Here is a 19,732-nt window from a genome sequence, read left to right as displayed (position 1 = left end):
ATATTTTCTGATACAATACATTTAATACACCTGGACTTCTTAGTATGTAGTCCTTTAATTTCTATAAGGAATTGTTTAAAGCATTACAGAAACAAACGGAAGCGTTTCTGCAATAAGCAGAGACGTATTTTTCTTTTTTTTACCCCAAATAAAAGGAATTTAGTAATAGAACAAAGAAGATACTTGGAAAACTAACGGAGCAGGGATAATTAAAGAATATATGAAATTGATTAATGTGGATGTAAAAATATTATTATTGTTTTTTAAAAATTTCTCCATAAATATTATCAAAAAACAATAAAAGTACAAAATAATAAGGGAGATGGGGTTAAAATGATTCATGCAAAAACGGTATTGTTAGACCAATTGTTAGCCAATGCAAATGATCGTAGCTGGTATGCATCCTTTCAAGAATCGGTTGAAAGGATCTCGGATAAAGAGGCTAATTGGAAGCCTGATGGGGCAAGTCATAGTATTGCAGAAATTGTCCAGCATCTTATCTATTGGAATGAAGTGTGGCAGTTAAGGTATGAAAAATCAAACGTTAATGCTGTAAAATCCTTAGAAGATAATGCAGACAGTTTTATTGCAACAAAAGATAGAAGTTTTACAGAGCTTAAAGAACAATTACTGGAGGTGCTGTTACGCTGGCAAGATTTGATAACTGAAGAGAAGCTGCAATCAAGTGTAAATGGTTTTCCAGTAGAAGCTAAGTGGTGGGCTTTAATTGGAAATGCTACTACACATAATGCTTACCATATCGGTCAAATAGTATATATCCGCAAAATGAAAAAGGACTTATCCTAAAAGAGTCATATATTTTATTGAAGATAGGGAATTACACCTTATACCACGAAGGAAGGACTATGTTTGTGCAGAACATGTACGTAAACAAACGAATAGCGTTAGTTAAAAAAACATATTAAAAACTTGCCAAATATGATGAGTTTTTCGTTTGAATTAACAATATCTGTTATGTCAAAACCGTTGTCATTTTTTGCTTCTGCATTTCAACCCTTAATAACTGAACACATGAACACTCGCTCTAGTTCGTGCAAAAAAGGCATAGAGTATATCACTATGCCTTTTCGTAATGTCTTCAAACTTTTGTCCTTCTTTGTATTATACCTAGTAGAACGCACATTCCTCCACTATAGTTTTTAATTCTTTATTCTTAGGTTGATTAGCCCTTTGATCCTGACCTTCTTTTTTTAGCACAAGGTAATCGATCATAGTTCCGAAGGCTGCCTCAATTCTTTCGTAGGTTTGAAGCCTGCACAATTCTTCAATCTCAGATTCCTCTTCTTCATAGTCGCACAGAAAAGCAAAACTCTTTGCTCCAAAAATTACTTTTTTTCTTTCTACCTATCTTGAAGTATAGTTGGCGATAAATATAAGGTTTCCTGAATATTCTAATACATGGAAATTTTTGTTATATTCTATTGGTGTTAATGGTATAATTTATTAAAAATTGGGGTGAGGAAACATGAAACGGTTATTGCTTAATATGTCGCTAATTTTATTCGTTAGTGCTTGTTCTGCCGATGCTAAAATAGAAAAAGAAGACGTTTCAAAAGAATGGGAGCCATCTCCTGTTTTTATTTCTGAAGATCGAGATATGATTGGGATAGAAGGAAAGATTGGGCTGCTCGGTGCAGGAATAATAGCAGGCGAGCCATCTAAGCAGATGTGGCATTTTTGGGGTGATGATCTGTTAAACAAATATGTATCAGTAGAGGCTTATCATGAAGGAGTTAGTGATGAAGTTAATCCTTTGGTTAGAGGAGAAGAGTACCCTTTGGGATTCGGAGTTAACGGTGCAGACTACTCGCATCCTTCTCATTTACAATTCCCTGAACCTGGAGTATGGAAGATGGATGTCTATCTTAATGAAGAATTTTACGAAAGTATTGTAATAGAAGTAAATTGAGTAATCTTCTTATTAACAATAGCTCTCCTTACCATCGGGTCAATAACTGGCAATTTAGCAGCTGCAGGTAAGGCAAATTCGTAATTAACAAACAACTTAAGGAGGAGTAGCATGGAGTGTAAAAACTCTGCGGGTTTTTGGATCAGGCTGGGTGCGGGATTCGTAGACGGTCTTATTATAGCTGTAGTCACTGCTATTTTATCGAATCTGATATACGGTGAATATATAACAGAAAATTATTTTAACCCGCCCGATCTTTTTACAAATCTCTATTTCATAATTTTACCGGTTATTTGGTCTGGTTATACGATCGGTAAGTGGGTAGCTGGTATTCGAATCGTAAGGGTTGATGGGAAGAAAACAGGCATTGGAACAATGCTGCTCAGAGAACTCATAGGGCCGTTAATCTATGCTCTAACATTTGGTATAGCTTTAATCGTTAGTATATTTATGGTTGTCTTAAGAGAAGATAGCCGGTCTATTCACGATTTTATAGCGGGAACTTATGTGACACATGATCCGCCGGAAAAGAAATGAAGTTTTAGAAGTTTGCAGCAAAACCCAGGAGATGACTAATGAAGAACAAAACGAAAAAGTTATGGATTTACTTTTTAACTGGTATGGTATTAATAATTTCTTTCTTTTATTTTCAAAACAATTCACTTGTAACAACTGAGTACACCATCACTTCAAAGAAGCTTCCGCCAAGTTTCGATGGATACAGAATTGTTCAATTATCTGATCTGCACAATAAGTCCTTTGGGAAGGACCAAAGCCGCTTAGTTGAAAAAGTAATAGAGTCAAAGCCGGATTTAATTGTTTTTACAGGTGACTTAATCGATGCAGACACAGATGATGAGACACCAAGCTTAATTTTAATGGAAAAGCTCGTTCAGATTGCACCAGTCTACTTTGTAACTGGAAATCACGAATGGTGGTCAAATCAGTTCGACACATTAGAGAGCAGCCTGAAAGATATTGGCGTAAAGGTTTTGAGAAATGAAGCAGAGGAGGTCGCTGTTGGGGACGACCAGATCTTTATCGCCGGGATTGACGACCCGGCGAATGTAACAGAACGGGAACATGAAAAAGCAATTATGGAAGAAAGAATCGGCAATTTAAGTGAAGACATCAACGGACATGATCAGTTTCAGATTCTACTGTCCCACAGGCCAGAATTGTTTTCACTTTACACGGAACATGAGTTTGATGTTGTTTTCTCAGGCCACGCCCATGGCGGACAATTCAGATTCCCCTTCGTCGGTGGTTTAATTGCTCCTGACCAGGGATTTCCTCCACGGTATACATCAGGCACATACACATCAAGTAACACAACAATGGTTGTAAACAGAGGACTTGGGAACAGTGTGATTCCAGTCAGATTCCTGAATCGTCCGGAGGTTGTTCTGGTCACATTGGAATCAGCCAATTAATCAGGATTACTGAACTAAAGAGGAGTAAACCAAATGAAGAAGAGGCTGGCTGTCTTTTTAACACTAAGTATGATGGTAATTGGATGGACTCTTATCTATTTCCCAAATGCAAATTTAGCAAATGTCATAGTGGACAAGGAAATTAGAGAAGAGATTAATTACGGGGATAGTAAGATTGTGTTCAGCTCGGACTCCAAATATATTTATGGGGAAGTCTATAAAAAAGGTATTTTAGGCTGGAAACTAACCAGCTCCTCCAGTCCGGCGGTTAGCGATTCAGACCATCAGCACATAGAGCATGTATTCCGTACATCCAATATTAGCAGTATCTCAATAGAAGACCAGGGATTTCTTTACGGTTATGTAAACGAGAATGCAGTGAAAACCATTTGTTTTCAGACAGACAGTATTGAATACCGGTTTAAAGTAAATGAGGATTTCTGGGTGATCCCGGTAAACGAGACAGACTTAGATTTTATAGATGAACAATTCAGTATTATATTGAAAAATGGGGATGAATTTTACTATCCGTTTAATGAAATTGAGTAAGTAAAATAAGGTGCTTCAGACTGAAGGCACCTTTATAATGCATAATTTCTTTGTTGCTCTTGGTCGTATGTATTTTCCATTATGAGCGATTTGGCTAGTGAAAAATATATCCTTCGGAAGGAGACTAATATGATAGAAATCCTTAAAGCAGATACAAGACATGTAGCGGGCATTGTTAAAGTTTGCAGTGATGCCAATCGGAATACATATAGTGAAATACGCAGTGAAGAATATATTAACAGGATTATTAAAGAGTTCTATAATCCTGAGAGAATACAGAGGGAAGTAACTGAGACGGGAAGAGAATGGGGAGGCTATTTTGCTGCTGTTGAAGAGAACGAAGTAATTGGTGCGATTGGCGGCGGTATGATAAGTGACTCCGCTGGTGAAGTTTTTGTTTTGTATCTAAATCCTTCGAGACGTAATGAAGGCATCGGAACAATGTTATTAAATGCTCATACTCGGCAGCAAAAAGAGGAGTTTAACGCAACCGAACAATGGGTTTCTGTATCAAAAGGCAATCATAAAGGAATACCTTTCTATGAGGCGAAAGGATTCATATTTAAGAACGAACAACAGGACTATGGTAATTCAGAAGGGGAGAATTATCACTCATTGAGATATTATCGCGAACTTTAGATTCTGAATATTTAGTATAAAGGAGGGTGTTAAACTGCCTTCATAGTTTGGAGGGATGTAGTGCTCTGGCTGAATAAAGGAGAAATCAGGCTGGATTTATAATAAGGGGGAGTTTTGTGGATTTAACAATATTAGCATCAAATATTGCAAAAATATATGGGGAAAATCCAAAAGTTGAAGCTGTGTTATTAGGGGGTTCTGTTTCAAGGGGGTGGTACGATAACTATTCAGATATAGAACTATTTGTTTTTTGGAAAGAGGCTCCAACAGATGAGGACAGGATCAATCCACTTACGAAATTAAAAGGGAACATCCTCGATTTTTACCCTTATGAAGATGAAGAGTGGTCAGAAACTTATATAACTGGCGGTGTAAAACTAGAAATTAGTAATTTTCTAACAGACACGATCATTAAGCACATAAATGAAGTCATATTATTTTCTGAGACAAATTTAGATAAACAATGTATAGCAGCCACGGTTCATTATGGAAAGCCACTTTGTGGTGATTTGCTAATTAAAACGCTGAAAGAAAAAGTTAATAACTACCCCAAGGAACTAAGTATAGCAATGATAAAAGAAAATCTTCATCTCGGTAACAGATGGAATAATCGTGAGGCTTTGCTCAAGCGAAAAGATTGGTTAATGCTTTATAAAGTTATGGCCGATGTACAAATGAACATAATGGGAATGTTGTCTGGCTTAAATCATATGTATGTTCATCACCCCGCCTTTAAGTGGCAAAAACAAACACTGGAATTAATGATTATTAAACCAGAAAAGATAGTGGAACGTCTAGGTTCCCTTTTTCTGAAGGACCCTTCAGTTTCTATAGGAGAATTAGAAGAAATTCTTCAAGATGTATATGAACTCATACAAAGAGAACACCCTCAATTAGATCTATCCAATGTCATAAATAGATCATTGCAGTTGAGACCTGAAAATTAAATCAAATATTTTAGATTTGTTATAAATGAAGAGCTATGCAAGAGTCCAGGCTGAGTTCTATAAAGCTTTTGTAATTCGAGGAGGGCATCAACTAAGGTAAATACATCCTGCCTTTTTTTAATACTAAACATTATAAAGTAGGGAGTGCTGATTATATGTTTGAGAGATTAGACACTATTTGTTTAACAGTCAGCAATGTGGAACAATCAAGTAACTGGTATCAGGCGTTAGGATTTACAGTAGCTTTTCACGGGGAAGGTTATCGTGTTTTAACTGTTGGAAATAGTGAGGTTCCATTAACCATTGAGGAAGGAACCAGCACATCCAGAGTAAACCAGGCATACCCTATTTTCTTCACTAAGGATATTAAAAACACATACAAAAAGCTACAGGAAAAAGGGGTGGAAGTAACCGAAATTCAAGAGGACGGGGATAATACTTTCTTTGATTTTTATGACCTTGATAAAAATAGATTGCAAGTTTGTTTCTGGGAGTAAATAACGTTACAAGGTATCACAAGAAGAGTTTTATTATTTTTACGAAGGTTTATATGAATTTTTTAAGGTTTTTCGCACGTGAGTTTACCTGAGATGATAAGGAGAGTGAGCCTTGTATGAGAAAGCGTTCAAAAGCAGCTTTTATTTTTATCGTATCAGTTCTAACTATATTCGCTGTGTTTGCGTGCATCGATACAGTGAGCCCCCACTCCCAAACTGTCGATAAAGCATTTGAAAAGTTTATAAAAAGTGAACTTAAAATGGAAGCAGCACAGAGTGAGATTGGAGAAAAAGTGTATTATCAAAATGGGGACTATACATTTATTTTGTTTGAGATAGGAGCAGAGGTTTCCTTAGTGCAGTTTGAGCAGGGCATCTTTGGATGGGTATGGACTTCTTTTTCACGTGATAGAAATGAAGGTTATTCGTATTCGGCAGCTGTAGATTATTTGAACGGAGAGTCTCTTCTGCATGGAACCATACCAAAAGATATAGTTGCTGAAACAAGGACAATAACAGTAAATGGAGCAGAAGCCGATATAGTAATGCTCAATGATAAAACTGGGATTTGGATAATGGTGAACGCCCCATATCCAGAAGACATCGATGATTTTAAAATAGAGTTCTTAGATGAAGGTGGAAATCTAATCGCACAAATGTGAATTGAATATATAAAACAAATAATTGGAGGTTGAAAATGAACAGATTAAATCTTATTACACTGGGCACAAGGGATATTGTTAAATCGCACCAATTTTTTAAGGAGCTTGGATTTGATACATCAATCAGAGGAACAGAATCTAATCCCGCTATAATTTTCTTTAGAAATGAAGGAACAAGAATAGCCTTGTATCCTTTAGAAGAACTCGCCAAAGATATAGATGAAAACAAGCCTCCTGCTATATCAAGTGGGTTTCCGGGAATAACATTAGCTTATAATGCAAAATCAATGGAAGAAGTTGACGAAGTTTTAAAGAAGGCAGAGTCAGCTGGAGCCACAATTCAAAAAGCCCCAAAGAAAACTGACTGGGGTGGTTATGGTGGATATTTTACAGACCTTGATGGTTACTACTGGGAAGTTGCCTATGTAGAAGATTGGGAATTTGACGAATCTAATATGTTAATCATTAATGACGTATAAAATTTAAGAAATATTAAAATTCCATACAATAAGGATTGAAGGAACAGATGACACAACAAGGAATTGTTCTTGCAGCAAGTGTATCTATATTTAAAGAAGATAAAGTCATAATAATTAAAGAAAATAAACCTGGTGCGGAAGACAAGTGGAATTTTCCAGGTGGACGTATTGAATTTGGTGAAGACATTCTCTATACGGCTCAGAGGGAAGTGAAAGAAGAAACAGGGTTAGATGTAAATCTAACCTGGACTACCGGTGTCTATAATTTTACCAGTCAAACTAAGAACCAGGTGATTCTTTTTCATTTCGTTGGGGAGGTATCTGGCGGGTTTATTAATCTCACAGAAGATAACATTTCAGAAAGTAAGTGGATAACAGTAAATGAACTTGTAAAGTTTGAAAATAAGGAATTACGAGAGCCAGGCGTAATAAAACAAATACTTGAGAATTTATCAAAAAAGAATTTGCACACAATCAATTTTTATAACGAGCAATTCTAAAATATTATTCCTGAACATTGAGAATAATTAGGCGAAATGTTATTGAAAACCAACATACATTATGTTACATTTAATGGCAATCAGAGGTGAAGATTATGTGTTTATTTACGAATATAAGCTTGTTCTCACAATTACATCATCATATCAAGTAGCCTTGCTATCCGATTTATAAAAATCGAAAATAGGAAGGCTATTTATCATTAAACCGCATTTGATTAAGTTAAAACACTTAAATCAGGTGTGGTTTTTTATTTTTATAAAGAAACTCGTCGATTGGCGAGCCTTATAAGCGAAGACAGAGACGTAGTTGCACTTATACTAGGAACCTGAAAATTTTAACTGCGTCGGTTCCTCTTCTTCGCAAAAATTTTATATTCCAATTGTGTCAAAAACTGGAGGTTATGAAGATGAAAAAAATGGATTATCAAAACGTAAAAGGTACACAGGATTATTTACCAGATGCAGAAGCAATCCGAAGAGACATAAGAAGAAAGCTGGAAGATGTATTCATACAATACGGCTGTAAACCATTGGAAACTCCGATATTAAATTACACAGAATTGCTTGCGTCAAAGTACGGCGGCGGGGCTGAAATATTGGAAGAGATGTACACATTAACTGACAGAGGTGAAAGAGAATTAGCTTTACGGTACGATCTCACAATTCCCTTTGCGAAAGTTGTGGCGATGAATCCGACTTTAAGGATGCCTTTTAAGAGATATGAAATCGGCAAAGTTTTCAGAGACGGGCCAATAAAGACGGGAAGATTCCGGGAGTTTACACAGTGTGATGTGGATATAGCAGGAGTGGAATCCCAAATAGCTGAAGCTGAATTGATGGTAATGGCCTTAGATGCGTTTAGGAAACTTGATTTAAATGTAACGATTCAATACAACAATCGAAAATTACTTGCTGGTATGCTTGAAATATTCGGGACAGAAGAGGCAAAGATCAACAAAGTCGTTTTAATCCTGGATAAGCTTGAAAAGGTTGGTCTGGAAGCTGTTGTATCCGAGCTTAACGAACAAGGTTTATCAAATTCAACGGTAAGTTCGATTAGACAGTTCCTGACTGATGAAAACAACACGAATTACAGCTATTTCGAATCGTTTTCCAAAGAAAATAAACAGGTTAGAAAAGGTTTAGAGGAATTGAAAGAGTTAGAAGCCTACCTGGAATATCTTAATGTAAAAGAGAAAGTGGTGTTCAATCCGTTTCTTGCCAGAGGTCTGGAGATTTATACAGGCACAATTTACGAAATATTTTTATCTGACAAGTCGATCAAATCAAGTATTGGGAGCGGCGGGAGGTACGATAATGCCATTGGCGGGCTGAAGGGAACAAACGAAACCTTTTCGACGGTAGGAATATCATTTGGGTTAGATGTCATTTATACGGCAATGAGCGCTTCTGGGAATAAGGTTAAAGAAAACCAGAATATAGATTATTATATCGTTCCATTAGGCACGCCAAAAGAAGCTTTCCTGGTAGCGAATGACTTGAGAAGTAAAGGCTATAAAGTTGAATACGAAATGAACAACAAAAAAATAGGCAAAGCCCTGGAGAAAGCAAACAAAGAAAAGATCCGCAATGTGATTATTATTGGAGAAGATGAAGTGAGAAACAATCAGTATAAGGTCAAAGATATGTTTTCAGGTGAGGAGAAAGTCGAACTGTATCAGTTCAGGTAAAGTTGAATGAAAGAATTCACGTTTTATCACCATTTTCTATTTGAAAATTATGGTAAAATTGAATTATCTGATTTATCCAGTTGAGCAAAAAGAGAATTCTTCTGAAGGGACGAGGAGTGATAATTTGAAAAAGGTCTGGATATCGTTACTTAGCGGGATCGTAATTGGAATAATCATTTCTTTAGTTGTCTATAGCGGAGAATCGTTATTTCATCAATACACTGCAATATATCCAGAAACAACCGTATATATAACCGAACAAAATTTTGAGGTAGCTATCGGTTCATTAAGAATCATCATTTTGACAATTTTCTTTATATTTATTGGCTGGTTATCCATTGAGAAAATAGGTTCTAAATTTAGAAGTCGCAATAATTAAATTGCTGTTTTTGGGGGATGGTCATGAGAGCAGCAATATTTAAATACACGAAGCCGCGTTATGCGGCTTCTTTATCGCCTGCCAGTTGGAAATAGTACAGCTACCCTAAAATATATAAGGTGTTATTGATGATTAATCGTAAATTTTTGTCAGCTGCCATTACCTGGATTCCAGCTACAATATTAGTCGCTTTTATATCACCGGTATATGACGCGGACTTCTCCTCATTAGTTTTTATTTATGCCTTATATATCTTCCTATTCCTTTTTACTTATGGAGTCATTGCGTCTTTCTTAGCAGAAAAAATTAGTGAAAAAGCAGCTAAGTTTCAAAGTACATTATCATTGATGATTCATTTGGCTTTCGGGTATGGGTTTGTCCTGCCTTTTAGTGTCTTTGCGCCGGAAGTATTAGAGCAAGGTCCTCTTAATTTTGTCACTATTAACGGTCTTGTCTGCTCTGCGGTATTCTTTATTGTTGATTTAATGGTCCGAAGATCAGGTAAAAGTTTTAGCTATGGTAAGGAAACTTAATGTTAAGGATTGTACTTAATTAGGAGCTGAAGCCTTGCAACTTCTGGATTACAAGGGAGGAAAACAATTGAAAACTAACCTTTATAATCAGTGCAAAACTTTTCCTATTCTAAATGGGTTTTTAATAATTTTTCTCCTGGCCGGGTGCTCTACAACCGAAGAAATAAATTACCGTGGAGAGGGAGAGTATTGGGAAGCTTTTCTAATGTTACGTTTTGAGGATGATTCTTTTAATGGTACAGAAAAATTCCAAATATCATACAAAGGGGAGTTAGAAGATTTATCTGAGATAAGTTCGTTAGAATACTCATTTGAAACTATTGATGGGACAACTAGAAGCAGAGTAACTGAGACATATTCAAAGGACACCTACCCACAAACAGTTAATTTCACTTATACCGGTCTGGCAAGTGGGGATATGAGAGGTGAAGAGTCTGTCATTGTAATTATTAAATGGGATGAGTTCAAGGAATCCTTTGAACTTAAATAGATAGATTTAATTTCAAAGGTGCTTCACGGGGCGGCTTTTAAAAAGAGCCTTTGCATCTGTAAGTAGGGCACTTAGTTTAGGAGAAAAAGTTGTTATGGCAAGGGTAAAGGAAGTGAAACAAGGTGGAGGGACCGGGATGTTGACAAAATTTAAAGATAGGCTTTCATCCATATATAAGATTATTTATTTTGATACAAATCAATTTCTGCGCGAGAAGACCAGTGATCCTGTTAGGTTACAGGCATACATCGAAGAGGTAAATGGGCTGCTGGAAAGATGCTTAAATGAGGAGGATGAGTACTTTCTTCGGGGAGTAGCAGGTAATTTGAACAGGATATATGGGAAGCCGCGAGAGGCTATAGACCATCTAACCTTTTGTCTTAATTATGCTAAAGAACGTCAGAAATTCTCAAAAGAAATTGTCTCTTTAATACGGCTGGGGGAAGCTTTAAAATACAGCGACCAGCATTCCGATGCTTTAAACAACTTTAATTTGGCATTCGAAAAATGCGTGGACAATAATTTAGTCGAGTATTTAGACTTTGTTTACCAGCATAAAGGAAAGTGCCTTCTGGAATTAGCAAGGTGGGAGGAAGCAGAAGAATGTTTTTTAGCAGCGTTAAAATTAAGACAGGAAAAAGGGGATTTGGAATTGATTCAATCAACAAAACAAGCACTTGATTTATTGAAATACAAATCTCCTGAATCTTGAGTCGCTATAGGGAGAGTTAAAGTAATAGACTTTAAAATGCGTGCGGAGGGATTATAATTGGAGAGCAAAATTGTATACTATGAAAAATTATCTCCAAATTTCAAACTAATGGAACATTATCGTTCGCGGATTCAGGAGATGGAGAAAAAGTCCAGCTATGGGGAAAAAGTGGCCTCAAAATGGTCTGAAATACTATATAAATTCCTCACAAAAGAAAATTATCCAGTCAATCACCCAATTGGTCAGGAGACATTTTCCTTATATGCTGAGTACCCAGCTGGAGTATTTGAGTATGCTTTAGATATAGATGGTGCTGCTGTATTAATAAAAGAAAAAGATATTAAACCAGTAAAGTTCTCGCCAGCCCGGATTATTGACTCTGTTGATAAAGGCAACATAAACAAAGACCCTGACCGGATTAAACCAAACCACAAGAACCCTGTGATGGTGCTTCAAAGTAATTACCTAACTGATAATAGGCCTTATTGTATCAATGGTAACCACCGAATATTTGAAGCATACCGAAATAACTATGAACAAATTGAAGTTTTTGTATTTAATGAGCTTGAGTTCATTCCTTTCTTTTATGATGCTTTAAGTAAAGCAACCTACTTTTTTGAAATCGATTACTATAATGTAATTTATAATAAAAAACACTTTATAGATAACGAAGAAAGTGCTTTTGCAGATAAATTATAATGTCTCTGATCATAGAAGGGGAAATGCCATAAGTATTCAAAAAGGCAAACTAGGGTCGTAATATATGCTTCATAGCTAATGGAAACCGGAGGATTTTATGAGAAAAAAATTATGGAGCTTTGCACTAGTTTTTCTGATAATAGGCATCGTTTTCCTGTTTATAGATTTGAATAGGGAAGAGTGGTATACAATTATTGAAAAGGAGACGGATACATTTATATTGATAGAAAGTAATAAATGGTTAAATCCAAGTTATAAACGAGCAAACCTAAATATTGAAGGAGCTGTTATAGTTAGTAAATCTGGCGGTGAATTAAGTTATTACAAGCTGGAAACAGGAGACAGAATAATGGTTGATTTCAGTCCAGTAGTCTTGTTTTCCGACCCTCCAGTTACAGGCGCATGGAAAGTAACCTTATTAGATTAGCAAATAACAGTGGGAGATCTGCTGAATAAGCGAACTACATATTATAGTTGTTCATAGAGAACTAAAAAAAGATAACCGGAGTGAGAGGAAAAATGATAATTAATAAACTAGTGCTTCCATTAGGGGCTGTCTTACTGCTAATTGGATGTAACTCAGCAGCAAATGAAAGTTCAGATCGGGATGCGCCTATACCAGATTCAGATAAAACGGAAGCTGTTAATGTGTTAGATTTAAGCGATACAGAAGTATCCTCTGAAGATAATAACTATTTACTAACGGACAGTGAAAGCATTTCGGAAGTAAGAGACATTGTGGTCAGAGAAGATTATAATACTATGGATAAAGATGAAGTTATTAATGAAGGGCTGCATTTGACCTACATATACTCTGTCACTTTTATTGAAGACTTTGATAACGATGAGAGTCAGCTTAGTTACTGGGTATTTGAAGATGGGGCAATAATAATCCCAACCTGGGAAGGCGATTATTTCTTATCTTCAGCGGACGATGACATAATAGACAGATTAAAAGTAATTTTGGAGGATAACAAGTAATTACTGTTTTTTTAAAGGTACCAGGTTGGCCGGTGGTATTGATTAAAACCACGCTATTATAATATCTAACCCCCAAGTGTTAACCAGTCGGAAAGAAACAACGTAGTTTTGTGGACTTTATTTCACTAAAAAGTCTGACATATTTGAAACTTCATTAGGCATCCTTTCGTAGAAATATTTAGAAGTAAATATAATTTCTGGAAGGAGATGGCATTATGAATAAGAGGGTTGTTTTTCTATTACTGTTATCTGTACTTTTAGTCTCGGCATGTACTACTAGTAATACAGCATCCGGGAGCGAGGAATTATGGGGGCAAATTTTTAATATTGCTTATCCTCCAGTAATTCAGGGAGATGCTGATAGTCCCAATAAATATCATTCTATAATGAAAGTAGAGTTTTCAGATGGCAATGCAGCAACAAGTGCTATTAATGACGGAGAGGGAACATATGAGTTTAATGATAAGGCACTTGTCATTAAATTTGAAAATGAAAATGAACATTTAGAAATTGAGTTCACTGACTTTGAAGAAAGTGATAAAGATTTCATTGAGTATTCAGCTCAAATTAGCAGTTTAGATTTCAATATGGCCGACTCTGATAAAATAAGTCATCTTGGAAATCTATACAATAACTTAACTAAGAATATGTCTGTTGAATTCCTTAAAAAGCAGTAAAATTTATTATGGCTTCCATCTAATTTGAAGGCCTTATTTATATCATGAAACGCTGACAGAACCGAATAATAAAGAAAATTGGGGGCTTTTAAATGGAACTAACACATACGCGGCTACTTGTAGACAACTACAAAGAATGTTTTTACTTTTATCGGGACGTTTTAGGATTTGAAGTTTCCTGGGGAGACGAATATTCTAACTATGCAGATTTTAAATTTAATGGTTCGAAACTAGGGATATTTGAACGAAAACAGATGACTGAAGCTATTGGAGAAGATTATTCTCCGAATATAGATCAGGCTGACAGAACAGCCTTAATCTTTAAAGTGCCAAATGTGGATGATAAATATCAGGAATTAAAAGACAAAGTAGCATTTATTACGGAGCCGACTGAACAAAAGGATTGGGGCATTAAGGTGGCTCATTTCAGAGATCCAGCTGGTTCACTGATAGAAATTTATGAAAATATTTAAACCAAATTTCAATTAGTAGCATGGGGAAAAGCAGAAATTAATAAGGGGGGATCGGTCTGGAAAAAGAAAAGCTTCCACTTGTAATTGCTATTTCCGGAGTCTCTGGGAGCGGGAAAACAACTATTACAAAATATCTAAGAGATAAACTGCATAATTCGAAAATACTTTCTTTTGACGACTATGACTTTGCTGGTCCACCTGACATTATTGACTGGGTTGATAAGGGAGCAAATTATAATGAATGGAACATGGATCCATTGATTCAAGATATTGAAAGCTTATTTACCGAACCTTTAAATTATATTTTGCTGGACTATCCCTTTGCTTACAAGCATATCAAGACTAGTAATTTAATAGATGTAACTGTGTTTATTGATACTCCCCTGGATGTTGCATTAGCTCGTCGCATAATCAGAGATTTTAAAAATAGTCCTTCTGAAAATATCCTGATTGATCTGGAAAGATATCTTTCTGCAGGACGGCGGGGTTACCTAGAAATGATTAAGACAATTAAGCCTAATTCAGACATAATAGTTGATGGAACATTAGAAATCCATGAAATTGCATACCATTTATACAATGAAATCTTAAGATGGCGGAAAGATTAGGATGTAATTTTGAAGGGAGAAGGACATGCTGGTTCCGCATTAATATTAGGCTGGGCAGGTTTTTTTATATTTTAATATTATTATTTTTACATATAAAAAGATGGTAAATAACAACGAGTTTGCTCTCTTACATCTGCGATGGCTTCGATGTACTCTATGTGGATGCCTCTGCCATTAGTTTTTAACGAAGCAATAGATTCAGTATTACTTTAATTTTTTCCTTATATTGACGAGCAATTTGACCTTTACTATGTAAGACATATTATATAGAGGAGGGATTTGAGTGATATTTGAAATGACCAATCAAGTTCGGGTGGGTGACATTAAAGAAGGGATAAGTTGGTATAAGACATTTTTTAACAGAGAACCGGATTTCATTCCCCACGAAGGCTTTGCTGAATGGGAGATAATGTCTGGCTGTTGGCTGCAGCTTGCCGAAGGGACACCAGCTGAAGCAAGTGGCCCCATGCGCTTTGGGGTAACAGATTTAGAAGGTGAACGAGAGCGCCTTGTTGGAGAGTTAGGCATTGATCAGTTTGAAATATTTTCAAGGGTAGAGGTTCCTGTAAAATGGGGTACGTTTACAGATCCTTGGGGGAATCGCCTTGGTTTCTTTGAATATGTAAATAAAAAGGAAGAAGAAGAGCGTATCAGAACAATTACAGGCAACGAAATATAGAAGTTCTTATAGGAGAAGCTTACTTTCCTCTGGTTACGTGTGGTTCTTGTAAATTAAAACGTATGGTTTTCTTCTTAAGGATGTGACTAGTTATGTGGAACAGGATAGAATGTGTTGCGATTTATACAGAAGACATTGAAAAATCAGTCGTATTCTACCAATCGTTAGGACTGGAAAAGGCCTGGGAAACGTTTCAGGACAAAGATGAACAGTGGAAACTGATCGGACTCAAGTATCCTGATGGCAATTCGGAGTTAGTATTAAAGAATAATCCGAACTATAAATTTGCTGAAACCGAGATCGTAGTTAAAGATGTGCGTGAGACCTATGAATCTTTAAAGTCTAACCCTGAAGTAGTATGGATTCGAAAACCATTTCCTAATTCTCTGGGTGGTTACGTAGCTGTAATGCAAGCCCCTGACGGAAATGTTTTTGTTTTAGTAGGAAAATAAAGCAGTAAAGATTACCCTGGTTAATAGATATAAGGTAATTGAAAATTCAGGCGAAAGGAGACCTTCTAATGCATATCAGAAATTCAGCGAAAGCTATTATCATTAGGGAAGAAAAAGTCTTACTTACAAAAAATCAAGATAGTGAAGGCTTCTTTTATCTTTTTCCAGGTGGTGGACAGGAACATGGAGAAACCATTCATGAGGCATTGATTAGAGAGTGTATTGAGGAGTCAGGAGAGCAGATCGAGATAGGAGAGCTGCTCCACATTCGTGAATATATAGGAAAAAATCATGAACATTCTTCCTTTGATTTTGATGTTCACCAAGTTGAGTATTATTTTGCTTGTACCATCATCACTGACAAAAATCCATATCATGCTCCTCAAAATCCTGACAATGACCAAGTCGGGATTGAGTGGATCCCTATTAAAGACTTGCCCAACTACAGGGTGTACCCAAAAGAGTTAGTAAAACAAATAAAAAAGAAATTGAATGGGGTTAAATCACCAGTTTATCTAGGCGACATCAATTAAGACTTTATATAGACCGTTACGAGGAAAAGAAAAAGCTATTCCTGAATATAAGTTTAATGTTTTAATTGATTGCCGTGAAAAGCTTTAATAAGAAAATCTCGTTCTGGTACTTGTAATAATCCATACGAAGCTAAAAAGCTGGTGTTATCATAAGGGGCCTCTTTTAAATTGACGAAAATTTTGTCCTTCTTTATTTCTACTATTGAATATGGCGCAGTTGGTTTTGAATTGCAGCCTAAAGAACCTGGGTTTAAATAGATGATATTGTCACTCTCAAAATAATGAAGTGGATGATGGTGTCCAAAACATATTAAATCTTCTTTGTTCCCTTGAAATAAAGAAGTTAAATTTTCTAAACTGGGCTCAACAATTTTGCTAAAAGGGTCCTGGCTAATATGATAATCTAATTTCATCCGATCAATGTGATAATGGATAAACAAGATAGATTTCTCTTCAATTGTTAGATTAATTGTCCGGGGCAATTGTTCTAATTTTGGTACGAAGTCTTTATCCATATTGTCTGCTATCCATTGATGATGCTCTTTGGCGTGGGAATGACTTAATGGATGTTCCTCTCCTTTTAGAAGTGCCAAAACTGCTTCATCGTGATTTCCAGTAATCATGGATACATCATTTCTTCCAAACAAGGTTTTCAAGACTTCATTTGTATCTGGTCCAATTCCTATCATATCGCCCAAACAATAGATATGTTCAATGTCCTGTCTCTTGTCGAGCTCACTAAGAACAGCTTTCAGGGCAGAAGCATTACCGTGAATATCTGTAAAGACTACAATTTTCATCTCTTATTAAACACTCCCTTTTATTAGAATTTATATAAGAAATTATACCTTATTTATTCACTTTCAATAAAATGCAGGAAATTAAAATCTGTCACAGGAAAGTTTTTCTGATAAAAAAGATTGATTTTTTACAGGAAATTATATATCATGGAAAAAATATCAAATTCGGTGATGAAGAGAGTAGTTATGAGAGGAATGTAAGCGAGTCAGGGACGGTGTGAGCCTGATATTCTTATCATTATGAAGCGCACTTCTGAGAAGCATACCTGAAAGCAGTAGGGTTTGGCCGGTGACCTCCGTTATCGTCAGTAAGAAGGTTCGTTATGAACAATCAGAGTGGTACCGCGGGTAATCTCGTCTCTATATGAGGCGGGATTTTTTTGTGTTTATAAGAATGTATAAAATTCTGTGATGCACGCCTTTGCCATCGCCTTTAAGGCTCGCCAGTAGGCTAGTTTTCTTTATTATTAGGCTTTGTTAAAGGCCGACGTTGATTTTTACATTGTGTTGATTGTAGCGAAAGAAGGCGAGACGCCTTCGGGAAAAGCATTAGCTGAAGATCCCCTCGAAAGCCAAAAAGGCTCCCGAGGTAGCTGAAGCAATGCCCGAGGCAAGCGAGCGTCCTGTAGTGAAAATCAACATTAAAGTTTAACAGAGCTTATTATTAAAAAACAGAGGAAGGTGATTAGTTTGGAATTTAAAGAAATCTTTGCCCAGGAAATCGCTTTACATATACCTACAGTAACTAAAATGGAAGTTGAGCAGTTAATAGAAAAGCCGAAACATGAAGAACAAGGTGACTTGGCATTTCCATGTTTCTTTTTATCTAAAAGGTTAAAAAAGGCACCGCAAGAGATCGCTCTGGAGCTGGAAAGTAAACTGAAGCACTCACTTTTCGAAACAGTTGCTGCGAAGGGTCCTTACCTAAATATTTTTTTGAATAAGCAAACTGTAAGCAAGAATGTTTTAGAATTAATCCTTAAAGATGGGTCAAACTATGGCACGAATAAAAAGGGGGAGGGTAAAAACATTGTAATTGACTTTTCCTCGCCAAACATTGCCAAACCTTTTTCCATGGGCCACCTGCGATCCACTGTAATTGGTAATTCCATTTCAAAAATAGCGGAGAAATGTGGCTACAAGGTAACGAAGATTAACCATCTGGGAGATTGGGGCACCCAATTTGGAAAGCTGATTACAGCTTATAAAAAATGGGGAGATGAGAGTGCTGTAAGAAAGCAGCCAATTGAAGAATTACTGTCTCTTTATGTGAAGTTCCATAAAGAAGCTGAATTAAATCCCGTCTTGGAGGATGAAGGAAGAGCATGGTTTTTAAAACTGGAAGAAGGTAATGAAGAGGCTCAGTCACTGTGGAAATGGTTTAGGGACGAATCCCTAAAAGAATTCTCTAAAATATATGATTTGCTTGATGTTACCTTTGATTTTGATCATGGGGAAGCTTTTTATAATGACATGATGGGAAAGACAATTGAGAAGTTATCTAATTTACAGCTCCTGAAAGAATCGGAAGGGGCGGAAGTCGTTGATTTATCGGAGTATAACATGCCTCCATGTTTGATTAAGAAGTCGGACGGCGCCACCTTATATGCTACCCGGGATTTGACTGCTGCCATTTACAGATATGAGAAGTACCAGTTTGAACAGGCGATTTATGTAGTGGGTGATGAACAAAGCTTACACTTCAGGCAGCTCTTCCTTGTGTTAAAAAAGATGGGTTATTCCTGGGCAGAAGGGATGAAGCACACACCGTTCGGGTTTATTTTGAAGGATGGAAAAAAGATGTCTACCAGAAAAGGAAAAATTGTCCTCCTGGAAGAAGTGATTAAAGAAGCAATTGAACTGGCAGAACAAAGTATCGCCGATAAAAATCCTTCTCTTCAAAACAAAGAGGAAATAGCGAAAATAGTTGGAGTAGGAGCCATCATCTTTCATGATTTGAAAAAGGAACGACAAAATAATGTTGAATTTTCACTTGAAGACATGCTGAAATTTGAAGGGACTACCGGTCCATACATCCAATACACCCATGCAAGAGCCTGTTCGATTTTAGATAAGGCACAGTATGACGAAAACACTCTGAGCGTTGACGGGCTGACGGACAGCTACAGCTGGTCTGTCATAAAATTACTAATGAATTTTCCAGCAGTCATCGAAAAGAGCTTCGCTCAGCATGAACCTTCCCAAATTGCAAAATACTTAATCGATCTATCCCGGGAGTTCAACCAATATTATTCGCATGTGAAAGTTCTTACCGATGACCATCTCCTTGAAAGCAGACTTGCGTTAGTAAAGGCCGTGATGATCGTATTAAAAGAAGGATTGAGGCTGCTTGGGATAAAGGCGCCAAACAAAATGTAACGAAATTTTA

The 19,732-nt window shown here is 36.4% G+C and carries 27 protein-coding genes and 1 other annotated feature; of the genes, 26 read left to right on the top strand and 1 reads right to left on the bottom strand.

Annotated elements, in window-relative coordinates; translation table 11 throughout:
* The first annotated feature begins 333 nt into the window (after nucleotides 1-333).
* The 25 genes from BK582_RS24920 to BK582_RS24800 all read left to right on the top strand — a co-directional run bounded on the left by BK582_RS24920 (nucleotide 334) and on the right by BK582_RS24800 (nucleotide 16,543).
* Complete coding sequence (locus BK582_RS24920; RefSeq protein ID WP_078597700.1) at nucleotides 334-807, top strand: DinB family protein; 474 nt, start codon at nucleotides 334-336, stop codon at nucleotides 805-807.
* Between the two features lie 679 nt (nucleotides 808-1,486).
* Nucleotides 1,487-1,930, top strand: coding sequence for a DUF4871 domain-containing protein (locus tag BK582_RS24915; RefSeq protein WP_078597698.1), 444 nt, complete (start codon nucleotides 1,487-1,489; stop codon nucleotides 1,928-1,930).
* Nucleotides 1,931-2,041: 111 nt separating this feature from the next.
* Complete coding sequence (locus BK582_RS24910) at nucleotides 2,042-2,467, top strand: RDD family protein (protein ID WP_078597696.1); 426 nt, start codon at nucleotides 2,042-2,044, stop codon at nucleotides 2,465-2,467.
* A gap of 38 nt (nucleotides 2,468-2,505) precedes the next feature.
* Nucleotides 2,506-3,363: a metallophosphoesterase gene (locus BK582_RS24905; RefSeq protein WP_078597694.1), complete on the top strand. Its 858-nt coding sequence runs from the start codon at nucleotides 2,506-2,508 to the stop codon at nucleotides 3,361-3,363.
* A gap of 33 nt (nucleotides 3,364-3,396) precedes the next feature.
* Nucleotides 3,397-3,912, top strand: coding sequence for a hypothetical protein (locus tag BK582_RS24900; RefSeq protein ID WP_078597692.1), 516 nt, complete (start codon nucleotides 3,397-3,399; stop codon nucleotides 3,910-3,912).
* Between the two features lie 129 nt (nucleotides 3,913-4,041).
* Nucleotides 4,042-4,551 carry a GNAT family N-acetyltransferase gene (locus BK582_RS24895; protein WP_078597690.1) on the top strand — a complete coding sequence of 170 codons (510 nt, stop codon included), beginning with the start codon at nucleotides 4,042-4,044 and terminating at the stop codon, nucleotides 4,549-4,551.
* A 116-nt stretch (nucleotides 4,552-4,667) separates the two neighbouring features.
* On the top strand, nucleotides 4,668-5,498 hold the full coding sequence (locus BK582_RS24890; protein WP_078597688.1) for a DUF4037 domain-containing protein: 831 nt from the start codon (nucleotides 4,668-4,670) through the stop codon (nucleotides 5,496-5,498).
* A gap of 155 nt (nucleotides 5,499-5,653) precedes the next feature.
* The gene (locus BK582_RS24885) at nucleotides 5,654-5,995 is read left to right on the top strand and encodes a VOC family protein (protein WP_078597686.1); all 342 of its coding nucleotides are present in this window, start codon (nucleotides 5,654-5,656) and stop codon (nucleotides 5,993-5,995) included.
* Nucleotides 5,996-6,111: 116 nt separating this feature from the next.
* A complete protein-coding gene (locus BK582_RS24880; RefSeq protein ID WP_078597684.1) occupies nucleotides 6,112-6,657 on the top strand; it encodes a hypothetical protein in 546 nt (181 codons plus the stop codon).
* Nucleotides 6,658-6,692: 35 nt separating this feature from the next.
* On the top strand, nucleotides 6,693-7,136 hold the full coding sequence (locus tag BK582_RS24875) for a VOC family protein (RefSeq protein ID WP_078597682.1): 444 nt from the start codon (nucleotides 6,693-6,695) through the stop codon (nucleotides 7,134-7,136).
* A gap of 47 nt (nucleotides 7,137-7,183) precedes the next feature.
* Nucleotides 7,184-7,636 (top strand): NUDIX hydrolase, encoded by a 453-nt coding sequence (locus BK582_RS24870; protein WP_078597680.1) that lies wholly within the window; start codon nucleotides 7,184-7,186, stop codon nucleotides 7,634-7,636.
* 407 nt (nucleotides 7,637-8,043) lie between these two features.
* The gene (locus BK582_RS24865) at nucleotides 8,044-9,327 is read left to right on the top strand and encodes a histidine--tRNA ligase (RefSeq protein WP_078597678.1); all 1,284 of its coding nucleotides are present in this window, start codon (nucleotides 8,044-8,046) and stop codon (nucleotides 9,325-9,327) included.
* A gap of 58 nt (nucleotides 9,328-9,385) precedes the next feature.
* The gene (locus tag BK582_RS24860; protein WP_218190762.1) at nucleotides 9,386-9,706 is read left to right on the top strand and encodes a hypothetical protein; all 321 of its coding nucleotides are present in this window, start codon (nucleotides 9,386-9,388) and stop codon (nucleotides 9,704-9,706) included.
* A 128-nt stretch (nucleotides 9,707-9,834) separates the two neighbouring features.
* A complete protein-coding gene (locus BK582_RS24855) occupies nucleotides 9,835-10,239 on the top strand; it encodes a hypothetical protein (RefSeq protein ID WP_078597674.1) in 405 nt (134 codons plus the stop codon).
* A gap of 67 nt (nucleotides 10,240-10,306) precedes the next feature.
* Entirely contained in the window at nucleotides 10,307-10,729 is a 423-nt protein-coding gene (locus tag BK582_RS24850) for a hypothetical protein (RefSeq protein WP_078597672.1), read from the top strand.
* 94 nt (nucleotides 10,730-10,823) lie between these two features.
* Complete coding sequence (locus BK582_RS24845; RefSeq protein WP_078597670.1) at nucleotides 10,824-11,441, top strand: hypothetical protein; 618 nt, start codon at nucleotides 10,824-10,826, stop codon at nucleotides 11,439-11,441.
* Nucleotides 11,442-11,498: 57 nt separating this feature from the next.
* The gene (locus BK582_RS24840) at nucleotides 11,499-12,140 is read left to right on the top strand and encodes a hypothetical protein (protein WP_078597668.1); all 642 of its coding nucleotides are present in this window, start codon (nucleotides 11,499-11,501) and stop codon (nucleotides 12,138-12,140) included.
* 97 nt (nucleotides 12,141-12,237) lie between these two features.
* A complete protein-coding gene (locus tag BK582_RS24835) occupies nucleotides 12,238-12,567 on the top strand; it encodes a DUF3221 domain-containing protein (protein ID WP_078597666.1) in 330 nt (109 codons plus the stop codon).
* An 80-nt stretch (nucleotides 12,568-12,647) separates the two neighbouring features.
* Nucleotides 12,648-13,121 carry a hypothetical protein gene (locus tag BK582_RS24830; protein ID WP_139368297.1) on the top strand — a complete coding sequence of 158 codons (474 nt, stop codon included), beginning with the start codon at nucleotides 12,648-12,650 and terminating at the stop codon, nucleotides 13,119-13,121.
* A 215-nt stretch (nucleotides 13,122-13,336) separates the two neighbouring features.
* Nucleotides 13,337-13,798: a hypothetical protein gene (locus BK582_RS24825; protein WP_078597662.1), complete on the top strand. Its 462-nt coding sequence runs from the start codon at nucleotides 13,337-13,339 to the stop codon at nucleotides 13,796-13,798.
* Nucleotides 13,799-13,890: 92 nt separating this feature from the next.
* Nucleotides 13,891-14,271 carry a VOC family protein gene (locus tag BK582_RS24820; protein ID WP_078597660.1) on the top strand — a complete coding sequence of 127 codons (381 nt, stop codon included), beginning with the start codon at nucleotides 13,891-13,893 and terminating at the stop codon, nucleotides 14,269-14,271.
* Nucleotides 14,272-14,321: 50 nt separating this feature from the next.
* Nucleotides 14,322-14,879, top strand: a complete 558-nt coding sequence (locus BK582_RS24815) for a nucleoside/nucleotide kinase family protein (protein WP_078597658.1) — start codon at nucleotides 14,322-14,324, stop codon at nucleotides 14,877-14,879.
* Nucleotides 14,880-15,162: 283 nt separating this feature from the next.
* Nucleotides 15,163-15,558: a VOC family protein gene (locus BK582_RS24810; protein ID WP_078597656.1), complete on the top strand. Its 396-nt coding sequence runs from the start codon at nucleotides 15,163-15,165 to the stop codon at nucleotides 15,556-15,558.
* A gap of 92 nt (nucleotides 15,559-15,650) precedes the next feature.
* Complete coding sequence (locus BK582_RS24805; protein ID WP_078597654.1) at nucleotides 15,651-16,010, top strand: VOC family protein; 360 nt, start codon at nucleotides 15,651-15,653, stop codon at nucleotides 16,008-16,010.
* Between the two features lie 68 nt (nucleotides 16,011-16,078).
* Nucleotides 16,079-16,543 carry an NUDIX domain-containing protein gene (locus tag BK582_RS24800; protein ID WP_078597652.1) on the top strand — a complete coding sequence of 155 codons (465 nt, stop codon included), beginning with the start codon at nucleotides 16,079-16,081 and terminating at the stop codon, nucleotides 16,541-16,543.
* A 53-nt stretch (nucleotides 16,544-16,596) separates the two neighbouring features.
* Here the strand turns inward: BK582_RS24800 and BK582_RS24795 are convergent, their stop codons facing one another.
* A complete protein-coding gene (locus tag BK582_RS24795) occupies nucleotides 16,597-17,343 on the bottom strand; it encodes a metallophosphoesterase family protein (RefSeq protein WP_078597650.1) in 747 nt (248 codons plus the stop codon).
* 159 nt (nucleotides 17,344-17,502) lie between these two features.
* Nucleotides 17,503-17,708, top strand: a binding site (T-box leader).
* Nucleotides 17,709-18,033: 325 nt separating this feature from the next.
* Between BK582_RS24795 and argS the strand changes: the two genes are divergently transcribed.
* Entirely contained in the window at nucleotides 18,034-19,722 is a 1,689-nt protein-coding gene (argS, locus tag BK582_RS24790) for an arginine--tRNA ligase (protein ID WP_078597648.1), read from the top strand.
* The last annotated feature ends 10 nt before the right edge of the window (nucleotides 19,723-19,732 follow it).

This window comes from Evansella clarkii, from assembly GCF_002019695.1.
GTDB lineage: Bacteria > Bacillota > Bacilli > Bacillales > Salisediminibacteriaceae > Evansella > Evansella clarkii.
This window is presented reverse-complemented; position numbering and strand designations above follow the sequence as displayed.